This window comes from Flavobacterium channae (genome assembly GCF_021172165.1).
In the GTDB taxonomy this organism is placed as follows: Bacteria; Bacteroidota; Bacteroidia; order Flavobacteriales; family Flavobacteriaceae; genus Flavobacterium; species Flavobacterium channae.
This window is the reverse complement of the sequence record NZ_CP089096.1, coordinates 225,870-237,025: the sequence shown is the minus strand read 5'-3', so window position 1 is coordinate 237,025 and position 11,156 is coordinate 225,870. Positions and strand designations below refer to the sequence as shown.

9 protein-coding genes are annotated in these 11,156 nt (G+C 29.9%); 7 read left to right on the top strand and 2 right to left on the bottom strand.

Annotation, left to right across the window (positions count from 1 at the left end):
* Positions 1-56: 56 nt before the first annotated feature.
* Positions 57-434 carry a large conductance mechanosensitive channel protein MscL gene (gene mscL, locus LOS89_RS01000; RefSeq protein WP_231835872.1) on the top strand — a complete coding sequence of 126 codons (378 nt, stop codon included), beginning with the start codon at positions 57-59 and terminating at the stop codon, positions 432-434.
* A gap of 189 nt (positions 435-623) precedes the next feature.
* Positions 624-1,190 carry an REP-associated tyrosine transposase gene (locus tag LOS89_RS00995; protein ID WP_227040176.1) on the top strand — a complete coding sequence of 189 codons (567 nt, stop codon included), beginning with the start codon at positions 624-626 and terminating at the stop codon, positions 1,188-1,190.
* Positions 1,191-1,305: 115 nt separating this feature from the next.
* Here the strand turns inward: LOS89_RS00995 and LOS89_RS00990 are convergent, their stop codons facing one another.
* Together LOS89_RS00990 and LOS89_RS00985 are read right to left on the bottom strand one after the other, a co-directional pair.
* The gene (locus LOS89_RS00990; RefSeq protein ID WP_231835871.1) at positions 1,306-2,730 is read right to left on the bottom strand and encodes a hypothetical protein; all 1,425 of its coding nucleotides are present in this window, start codon (positions 2,728-2,730) and stop codon (positions 1,306-1,308) included.
* Positions 2,731-2,733: 3 nt separating this feature from the next.
* A complete protein-coding gene (locus LOS89_RS00985; RefSeq protein WP_231835870.1) occupies positions 2,734-5,706 on the bottom strand; it encodes an Eco57I restriction-modification methylase domain-containing protein in 2,973 nt (990 codons plus the stop codon).
* Between the two features lie 262 nt (positions 5,707-5,968).
* On the opposite strand from LOS89_RS00985, the gene LOS89_RS00980 reads away from it, so the two are divergent.
* The 5 genes from LOS89_RS00980 to LOS89_RS00960 all read left to right on the top strand — a co-directional run bounded on the left by LOS89_RS00980 (position 5,969) and on the right by LOS89_RS00960 (position 11,141).
* Positions 5,969-6,511, top strand: a complete 543-nt coding sequence (locus LOS89_RS00980) for a helix-turn-helix transcriptional regulator (RefSeq protein ID WP_231835869.1) — start codon at positions 5,969-5,971, stop codon at positions 6,509-6,511.
* 160 nt (positions 6,512-6,671) lie between these two features.
* Complete coding sequence (locus tag LOS89_RS00975; RefSeq protein WP_026725252.1) at positions 6,672-7,079, top strand: hypothetical protein; 408 nt, start codon at positions 6,672-6,674, stop codon at positions 7,077-7,079.
* Between the two features lie 225 nt (positions 7,080-7,304).
* Positions 7,305-8,294 (top strand): aspartate-semialdehyde dehydrogenase, encoded by a 990-nt coding sequence (locus LOS89_RS00970; RefSeq protein WP_231835868.1) that lies wholly within the window; start codon positions 7,305-7,307, stop codon positions 8,292-8,294.
* A gap of 236 nt (positions 8,295-8,530) precedes the next feature.
* Complete coding sequence (locus LOS89_RS00965; RefSeq protein WP_231835867.1) at positions 8,531-8,842, top strand: hypothetical protein; 312 nt, start codon at positions 8,531-8,533, stop codon at positions 8,840-8,842.
* Between the two features lie 97 nt (positions 8,843-8,939).
* Complete coding sequence (locus LOS89_RS00960; RefSeq protein ID WP_231835866.1) at positions 8,940-11,141, top strand: TonB-dependent receptor; 2,202 nt, start codon at positions 8,940-8,942, stop codon at positions 11,139-11,141.
* Positions 11,142-11,156 lie beyond the last annotated feature (15 nt).

Here is an 11,156-nt window from a genome sequence, read left to right as displayed (position 1 = left end):
AAATTTTGTATATTCGTTATACTAAAACAAAAAACTAACTCTTAAAATTAAAAACTATGGGAATGATTTCAGAATTTAAAGATTTTATTGCAAAAGGTAACGCAATGGATTTAGCAGTTGGAGTAATTATTGGTGGTGCTTTTGGAGCTATCGTTAGCTCATTAGTATCTGATGTAATAACACCAGCATTATTGAATCCAGCATTAAAAGCAGCTCAAGTTGAAGATTTAGCAGGTTTAAAAACCGATGGCGGAATTTTATATGGTAAGTTTTTAGCAGCTGTTATCAGTTTCTTAGTAATTGCTTTTGTTATTTTCATAATGGTTAAAGCAATTAACAGTATGAAGAAAAAAGAAGAACCAGCTCCAGCAGCTCCAGCAGGACCAACACAAGAGCAATTGTTAGCTGAAATTAGAGATTTATTAAAAAAATAGTCGATACCGCTACATTATATATTCTAATTAAACCCCGATTCGTCGGGGTATTTTTTTTGAAATTGATTAGATTTGTTTTGATGTTGATTGTGGGAACGGAATGCAATTTCCCTCCCGCACCCGCGCGAATCCCTTCGCGTGGCACTTGATTAACAAAAAAGCTTTTACTATTTTTGATAAAAAGAAAAAATGAGTAGAAATTATAAGTTTCATAATTCCGAAGGATTATATTTTGTAAGTTTTGCTGTTGTGGGTTGGCTGGATGTCTTTACAAGAAATGAATACAAAGATTTAGTTTTAGAAAGTTTAGAATTTTGTCAAAAAAACAAAGGAATGGAAATACATGCTTGGTGCATAATGACCAACCATGTTCATTTAATTTTTAGAAGTATAGAAAATCAAAAACCAGAACTTTTATTAGGCGATTTTAAAAGGTTTACAAGTAGAAGCGTTGTCAAAGCCATACAAGAAAACCCAAAAGAAAGCAGAAAAGAATTTTTGTTAGATTATTTTAAGAAAGAAGCTGAAAAAAGTTCAAATACAACCAATTTTCAATTTTGGAGACATGACAATAAACCAATTGAGTTATGGAGTAATGAGGTTATTCAACAAAAAATAGATTATATTCACAATAATCCAGTTGAAGAAGGAATAGTTTTTAGACCCGAAGACTACAAATATAGCAGTGCTCCTGACTATGCCGGAGAAAAAGGATTACTAGACAATGTTTGTGTTTTTCAATATTTTAAATTGTAGAACCACGCGAAGGGATTCGCGCAGGAGCGGGGTTTTCTATTTCTAAACCTTTTTAATTAACGACATAAATTATCAAGCAATTTAAAATTCTATTATACTTAATTTTATAAAACTTTTATTTCCCATACTTCCTAAATGCCTGAATGGTTTGATAAATCCCATAACCAATCAAAATTTTTGCAAAAATGAAAATTAAATACAACCAACCATTGCTTTGGATTTCTGTATCATTTAACCCTAAATTAAAAACGAATTTTAAAAAGTAGTTTAATGTAAAACCAAAATCAGCAAAATCATTTTTAGTATTAATACAAAGTGGGTAATCTGATTTTAAAAAATTGTTTACAAATAATAAAACAATAAAAAAGAATAAACTGTTTTTCAAAGTAAACCAAATGCCTTTAGCCCAATTAGTTCCATAATCACTTGAGTTTTTATTGAGAATAAGCAAAACTAAATCACTTTTACTCGTGTTTTTATCTTTGATTAATAAGTTCATTTCTATTGCATTAAACTTTAAATAATCAATCTTATTTTCTGTTTTATTTAGTTGATTTTTTATTGTTCGTATAGTACTTAATGAACATTTTTCGGGAGATTTAATCAATAAGTCGTTAAAAAAACCTACTTTATCAAAGTGAATTTTATCCAATTTGATGTACTCACATTCAACATTTTGAAATGAAACTATTTCTTTAAAAAATACAGATTCAAATTTCAAAAAAAACATACTTGTTTTTTCAAAGCTAACTTGACTACCAAAATTTACATTTAAAAAACTTAATTCAGATCTAATTAAATTTGACGGGCTTTCAAATAGAGCTTTATCTTGAAAAGAAGAATCATTAAACTCAATACCTAAATCAAAAAAAGTTCTTTTAATATCTATCTTATTAAATTGACATCTTTGAATAAAGCATTTTTTACTTATAGTGTTATTATATAAATCAAAATTACTTTCAAATTTTGTATTATCAATATTAATCAGACCAATCTCATTTTTATTAATCCATGATTGATAAAAAAAAGCTTTGCTTATGGTTAAGTCTTTTATTTTATTTAATCTAAAGTCAAAATAAGTTTTATTATCTTCAATATCATGAATTACTAAGTTTTCAATTGAGTTATAATTGTCTGGGCTTCCATTAAAACTAATCGAATTTATACTTGATGATGCTATGTGAAATAATTTAGATGTAATTTTCACATTAGAAAAAACAATTTCTCTTAACAAGCAATCTTTAATAATTAAGTCATTACTAAACGTGCAATTTTCAAATTTTAGAAATGTTTTATGTTCTTTTTGCTGTTTAGTTCCTATTAAATCTATTAACTTAACTGTTGTTGAATCATCTTGATAAAAATCTATTCTTGCTCCTTTGAAATTACAATTTTTGAATGAAACTGTTTTATCAAAAATATCAATACATATTGAATCATAAAGTTCAATATCAAGATTCTCAACTACATTGTCAAATTTTGCGTGAAACTTGTCAATTAGATTTTTAAAATTAGAGTCATTAATTTTTATGTTTGTCATCCCTTAGCTATTTTCTACAATTTCTATCTCTTCTTTTGTTAACCCATACAACTCATACACCATTTTATCAATTGCTTTATCGGTTGCAACGATTTCGTTTTTTATTGCAACCGCTTTTTGTTGCTCTTGTAAAAAGTAATCTTCCCACTCGGATTCTTCTGAAAGGGTTAATTTTACTTTCTTTTTGGCTAGCTCCTTAACAAACTCAGCAAAGGTTAACTCGTACCAGTTTTCTAACTTTTTAGGCAAATCTTCTAAATTAAATTTACGTTGCAACGTGCGTTGGAATTTTTGAGATTGCTCTATTATTTTTTTATGCGATAAAAGTATTTTATCAACTTCGATTATAATTGTTTGTTGTTTGTTTTTTGAACATTTAGGAATTAAAAAATTTTCAATTTGCGAACCTTTTAAATCGATATAACCTCCTCCAATTTTTGTACTTCCATAAATATTATCATAATAAAAAGTTGTAAGAGTAGAATTTAAAACACCTAAAACAAACTTATTATCATAATCAATATTATTGATTCTAAAATAATAAATCCTATCTAAAATATGATAGTCATTATTTTTTAAAATTGCTCTAATTTTTAAAGTAGTTCTAGGCAGTAAAACAAAATCACTTTCAAACTCAATTGATTTGGTTTTTAAATCTTTTTCTTCTAAATATTCTATAAAAACTTCAGATTTCGGTAAAAAATATGAATACTCTAATAATGTAGATTTGACACCAATTAAACTTGAATTCTCTACAAATTTCAATTTACTATTGGGGACACCTCTTTTAATTGAATTCGTTAAATCATTTATTTTAATAGACTTTGATTTTAATTTTTTAATTATTTGCTTTGAAAGGATTAGACTCTCAAAGCCGACTAAATCATCATCATTACAATAGTCAAAAATATTAACGTCTTTGTCTTCAATATCAATTTTAAATCCTGTTTTTCGGAATATAAAAATATAAGGGTAAACAGAAGCTTCGCTAAAAACTTTGTCTAATGAAACATCATTAATTTTATAAACTATTGAATTGTTTACTATTAAATTTAAAATTTTATAACCATATTCAGCTGATAAAAATTTATTTGGCTGAATGAATCCAATTGCACCATTATTTTTTGTTATTATTAATGCCAATTCATTAAACAATATATACAAATCATATTGCTTAAAGGCTGAATAATAAACCTTTTCAATTCCAATTTTTATAATTTCATTTAATTGCGTTCTTCTTACATAAGGCGGATTACCAATAATCACATCAAAACCACCTTTAGCAAACACTTTTGGAAATGCTTGTTGCCAATTAAAGGCTTTTTCGCCCGCAATTTCGGGGTCATCAATTAATGAGTTACCGCATTTTATATTACCGCTTAAATCGTTTAATTTTCGGTTAGGTTGAGCGGTGCGTAACCAAAGTGAGAGTTTTGCAATTTCTACACTTTCCTCGTTTAAATCTACACCAAACAAATTATTTTCTAAAATGCTGTTTTCAACATCACTTAAAATAAATGTATCGCCAAACAACTTGGCTTGTAACTCATCTATGTATTTATGTTCTTCAATTAAAAAATCTAAGGCTTGGTTTAAAAAAGCTCCACTTCCACAAGCGGGGTCGCAAATAGTTAGTTGCAATAACCAGTTGCGGTATAGTTGCAACTTGTCTATTAAGCCTTGCAACGTCTTCTTTTGGCGCTTTTTATCGGTTATATAATCTTCTTCAATTAATTGCAACTCATTTTTCTTTTCGTTGCAAAGTTTACCTACTGTATTTTCTACAATGTATTTTGTAATGTACTTAGGCGTGTAAAAAACACCATCTTTTTTTCGTTTAGTTTTAGTTTTGTCTATTAATTCGCCGTCTAGTTCTGCTTTTATTTCATCTAACTCATTTAACGAGTTTTCAAAAATGTGTCCAAGAATATTAACATCAACTTCACTTGCAAAATCGTAGTTGCTTAAATTTTCGGTATGCTTAAATAAAACAGCATCGTCAATTTTAATGGTATCTAAAATTTCATCAGCTTTAAATAAACCTCCATTGTAAGCAAAAATTTGATGTTCTTCAATTTGCTTGCTTGCCGTTTCAGAAAAGGCTGGTAAAACTACTTTTGCACCACTATTTAAGTCGTTAAAATAAATTTTGTATCTGTCGTATAACGAAACTTCAATACGCATTAAACGTAAGTTTTGCCATTCTTTATTGATGCGGAAAATTAAATTAGTTGGTAATAAGTTGCGGTCTTCGGCAAAGAAGATAAATAAAAACCGATCCAGTAACTTTTGCGATTTCTTGAAAAGTTCTAAAGGTTCATATTCGGGATTTAAAGCAACAAGATTGTGATACAATTCACGTTTAAAAAGCGAATAGTCTTTGTATAGTTTTTTTGTAATAACGTCTTCTTGGCTAACGGATTCTTCTTTGATGCTTTTAGCAATTCCTTTTGAAAGGTTTTCGTGAGCCAAACATAAATACAGCAACTCAAACTCATTTGGTTGCAACTGGAATAAATTAAATTCTAAATATTCGATTGCGTTATCAATGTAGAAACGTATTTTTTCAAAGTTGGAAGTAATGATATAAATACAATCGGGTTGATTGTTTTTATAACCAAAAGCTTGGGTTTCAATTTTACCTAAATCGGTTGTATTTGTTCCTTTTAATTCAATTACGGCACGTACTTTTTCTTCAATCAAAATAGCTCCGTCTGCTTTCTTGCTGTCTTTTACATTTTTGTATTCTGTTGTAAGATTGAAATTAGGTTGCGGATTTTTTGTATAGCCTAAAATATTCACAAACAAATCAATTAAAAATTCGCCTTGATATTGTTCTTCCTTACTATTACGAATATTTTCTTGAATAGTAGGGTTGTGAAAATGTTGTTGGAATTGCAACCACTTTTCTTTCAGTTGTTCTTTATTTTGGGCTTGTAAATACTTTTTAATTACCGCGTTTTGAAATAATGCCATTGCAACGAAATTGAATTGATAATGTTTTGAAAATAGTAGGAATTTTCAATTGTTTTGGATTTACCAAATTAGGCAATATTTTAATGAACGCAAAAACAAGTTATCAACAAGTATTTTGTAAATTACCTAAACTAAAACAAAAGCGTGACAAAATTTTCATTTTGAAAAAAATGCCACAACAAGTGTGGCAAAATTTTTGATTTGAAAAAATTGTCACAGAAAACGTGACAAAAAAATGATTTTAAAAAAAGTGTCACACTACATGAAAAACAAAAACAACATTAGAGCATTAACAGGAATGAGTCAAGAAAATTTGGCTTTACTGCTTCAGGTGAGTCGAAGTCAAATTGCTATGTTTGAAACTGGCAAACGCAACTTACCCATCCAAGCGATGGAAAAACTAGCTTTGTTATTAACACTTTCACAAAAAGAAAGCACTACCACCGAAACCAAAAAAGCAACTCGAACTCAAGAACAAGAATTCTTGCAAAATTGTATCGTTAAAAACAAACATCAACAACTTTTAGTAGCACGTAAGATTAATAACTTTATAAAAAAACAAGAGCGAATAGCTGTTTTAGAAAAGATGAACAGACTTATCATGCAAGAAGAAAAAAATTTAAAAAACTACGATCTAAGTCTTTTAAAATATAGCACTACAAAAAACCAAACACAACCTAATTGTAACACCCTATTAATTGCTCTTCAACTCAAAAAAAAGGTTTTAGAATATGAAGAGCAATTGATAAAAGAACAACTAAAAGAAACCAATTCTCCACTAACTAAAGATAAAAAAACAAAATAAAACTTTGAAAAGGAGTAAAAAAACGTAAGAAAATGTAGGTTATTATATTTTTAATTAAAGTTTAACTATTGTGGTTAAAGTTGTATTAAAATACTAAATAAAAAAATGATCTGGCATTGGAGTTGCTGATGTAAAAACAATAACTATAAATTTTTTTATTATGTACTCAGTAACAAATCTTACAACAATTGCCGACTGCGATGTGTTGTTAACCATGGCAAACAAAGAACAAGGAGATTTAACATTCAAAAAACTTTCCGAAGAACGTTTGGTAACCAACTACAGCACCACCTCGGTAGAGATTGATGCCGTGCTACAAGGAGTATTAGCAGAAATTAGTGCTGTTGATACTATTATAGCTGCTTTACCAGAAGGCCCTACAAAAGAAACGGAAGAAAAACGAAAAGTACGTTTAGAGTACAAAAAGTTTTTATTAGAAAACCGAAAAGAAAGCTATGGAGCTGTTGCGCTTTTAGAAAAGCAATTGGACTTAGAACGTGTTAACAAACAATTAGATGAAGTTAATGCTTTTATTGCCGCAATTACCGCCCACAAGGCCACTTTGTAAAACCAACTATAACCGTCATTAACTTGGCGGTTTTTTTATGATGAAATTTCAAACTTTTGTTATAATTTCATCAATATTTGCTAAGTCGTTTGAATATTCTATATTTTTGCATCAATAAATAGCACACACAATGAAATCGCTACAAAAAACTCGTTTGCGCAAGCAAACAACCATAAATAAAAAGGCGATTCTATATGTTTCCGCTAAAAAATAAAATCAAAACATATGAAAGTAGCCGTAGTAGGCGCTACCGGAATGGTAGGCGAAATAATGCTTCAAGTATTAGCAGAACGTAATTTTCCTGTAACGGAATTAATTCCAGTTGCTTCTGAAAAATCAGTAGGAAAAGAAATCGAATGGAAAGGTAAAACCTATAAAGTAGTAGGTTTACAAACCGCTGTAGATATGAAACCTGAGATTGCTTTATTTTCAGCAGGCGGACAAACATCATTAGATTGGGCACCAAAATTTGCTGAAGTTGGAACTACCGTAATCGACAATTCTTCTGCTTGGCGTATGGATGCTACAAAAAAATTAGTAGTTCCAGAAATCAATGCATCAGTTTTAACAAAAGAAGACAAAATTATTGCTAATCCAAACTGTTCTACGATTCAAATGGTAATGGCTTTAGCACCTTTACATGCTAAATATGACATCAAACGTATTGTAGTTTCAACTTACCAATCGATTACAGGAACTGGAGTAAAAGCAGTGCGTCAGTTAGAAAATGAATATGCAGGAATTGAAGGTGAAATGGCTTATAAATATCAAATTCATCGAAATGCCATTCCACAATGCGATAATTTTGAAGCAAACGGTTACACGAAAGAAGAAATGAAATTGGTACGAGAAACGCAAAAAATCTTAAACGACAATACAATTGCGGTTACTGCAACTGCGATTCGTATTCCAGTTGTTGGTGGACACAGTGAAACAGTTAACGTTCAGTTTGAAAATGACTTTGATGTAAATGAAGTACGTCAAATTTTACAAAATACGCCTGGAGTGACGGTTCAAGACAATTTAGAAACATTTACGTATCCAATGCCTTTATTCGCTCAAGGTAAAGATGATGTTTTTGTTGGAAGAATAAGAAGAGACGAAAGTCAACCGAACACTATTAATATGTGGATTGTTGCTGACAACTTAAGAAAAGGAGCGGCAACAAATACGATTCAAATTGCAGAATATTTAGTAGCGAATGACTTGGTTTAATTTTCTACTTTGTCATTTCGACCAACGGGAGAAATCTCATAAAGTGAGTAACTAATGTGATTTCTCCTACGTCGAAATGACAAAAAACAGAATTGTATAACATAACCACGAACTGGCAAAATAAAGGTTACAAAACCTAAAAATTCGTTAATTCGTGGTTTCTTTTTATCTCTTCTTTTAAAAAACCTATCTTTGTGTTTGTGAAAAAGAGGTTACTCCATATCAATCTAGTTTTGATGCTTGCAGTTTTATTTACTGTTTGCTATCAATCCATTCATACTTTTTCGCATGATCACCACTTAAAATCAGAATGTTGTGATGATTCACATCACTTAACTTTCAAAACTTCAGACAAAAAATTTTCTCAAGAAGATGACTGTCCTATTTGTGATTTCAAATTTGCAGCTTTTCTTTCTCCTGAAATTTTACATTTTGATTTTATACCTTCATTTCACGAAATTCCATATCAGTTTAACAGCAATGAAAACTGTATTACTTTTAAAGGAAATTCGTTTTATCTAAGAGGTCCACCTGCTTTTATTTCATAAATAATTTGACTTTGATGCTTTTCAAAGCAAATCGTTGTAGGTTGTATTTCCTACAATTTTATCTATTACATTATTTATCAAATAAAAAAACAATTAAATGAAATCAATTTTCCATTTAACACTTCTACTTATAACCATTTCTGGGTTTTCCCAAAACAAGATTAGCGGATTTGTGACCGATGTTAATCAACAAAAGTTGTCTGGTGTTATTGTACATGTTGAAGAAAACAACTTAGAAACCACAACTGATGAAAATGGGTATTACCAATTTTTAAATTTTCCGAAAGGAACCAATAAAATTATTTTCCATTTATCTGGATATGAAACCAAAACCGAAACCATTACCAATAATGGAACCGAAATAACTCTTAATATTATTCTAACAGAAAAAGAATTGCACTTAGAGGAAGTCATCATTTCTACTTTATACAACAAAATTCAATCGCAAAATGTAATGAAAGTGGAACATGCTTCTGTTAACAAATTAAAAGAAAACGGAGCTACTACGCTTATCGACGGAATTGCAACATTGCCTGGAGTTTCACAAATTTCTACAGGAAATTCCATCGGAAAACCAGTAATTAGAGGATTAAGCGGAAATCGTGTTTTGGTGTATTCGCAAGGTGTTCGTATGGAAAACCAACAATTTGGCGAAGAACACGGTTTAGGCTTAAATGCAGCTGGAATTGAAAGTGTAGAAGTTATTAAAGGTCCGGCTTCTTTATTATATGGTTCTGATGCATTGGGTGGAGTTGTTTATTTTAACCCTGAAAAATATGCACCTTTTCAAGAAAAATCAGCCGATTTTGAACAACGTTATTTTACCAATACACAAGGAACTAGCACTACATTTGGTTTTAAAGCCTCGCCTTCTAATTTTAAATTTTTAGTTCGTGGAAATTATACTTCGCATGGTGATTATAAAGTTCCGAATGGCGACAGAATTGTAAATACGCGTTTTATTGAGAAAGATTTCAAAACCGGAATTGGTTATTCTAACTCAAAAATGGCAACCGATTTTAGATACAATTACAACAATTTGAATTTGGGTTTACCAGAAGAAGATTTAGAAAACTCTGGATTTAGAAATCCACTATTCCCAAAACAAGAAGTAGCTAATCATGTGTTGAGTTTGAATCAAAAAATCTATTTTAAAAATTCAAAAATAGAAGGCGATTTTGGTTACTCTTTAAATAATAGAAAAGAGCTTGAAGCTGCAGATGAAATTGCATTATCGATGAAGTTGCAAACAACGAGTTATAATTTGAAATATTATTTTCCAAAAATGAATCGCTTTGAAACCATTATCGGAATTCAAGGAATTGACCAAACCAACACCAATTTTGGAGAAGAGTTATTAATTCCGGATGCAACCGTGAAAGATTTTGGTGCTTTTGCCACAACAAATTATAGTTGGAATTCGAGTATTTTACAAGCCGGAATTCGTTACGACAATAGAAAAATAAATACTTCAACTCATGGAACAGAAGGCGAAGAAGGTTATTTTGAAGCAATCGGAAAAGAATTCAATAGCTTTAATGCTTCATTAGGATTCAAGACCGATATTACAAATCATATCGCAACTCGAATAAATGTCGCTTCAGGATTTAGAGCTCCAAATTTATCCGAATTAACATCAAATGGCGTTCACGAAGGAAGTAATCGATATGAAATTGGTGATGGTAATTTAAAAAACGAACAAAATTTACAAGTTGATTTGAATATCGAATATAAAAGCGAACATTTTGAATGGTTTCTAAACGGTTTTTATAACTATGTAGACAATTATATTTACATCACTCCAACAGGAAATGTTATTGATGGAAATGACGTTTATAATTACGTTCAAAACAATGCTGCTTTATTTGGTGGTGAAGCAGGAATTCACTTTCATCCACATCCATATGATTGGTTACATTTTACAAGTAGTTTTGAAAGTGTAACTGGAAAACAAAGCGGAAACAATTTACCTTTAATTCCGGCAAATCAGTGGAAAAATAATGTTCGAGTGGAATTTGAATCATTTAAATATTTCAAAAACGGATATAGTTCGTTTTTCTTTAATTACACATTCATGCAAAATAACATCAGTGAATTTGAAACCAAAACACCAGATTATTTATTAATCAATTTTGCTGTTGGAGGAAAAGTAACATTAGGCAAAATAGCATTTAATTTGAGTTTGAATGCCAACAACCTTTTTGACAAGACTTATGTTAACCATTTATCGAGATTAAAAACTGATGGTATAAACAATATGGGAAGAAATGTAATTATGAGTTTGAATTTTGATTTATAATTAACAAATCTTTAT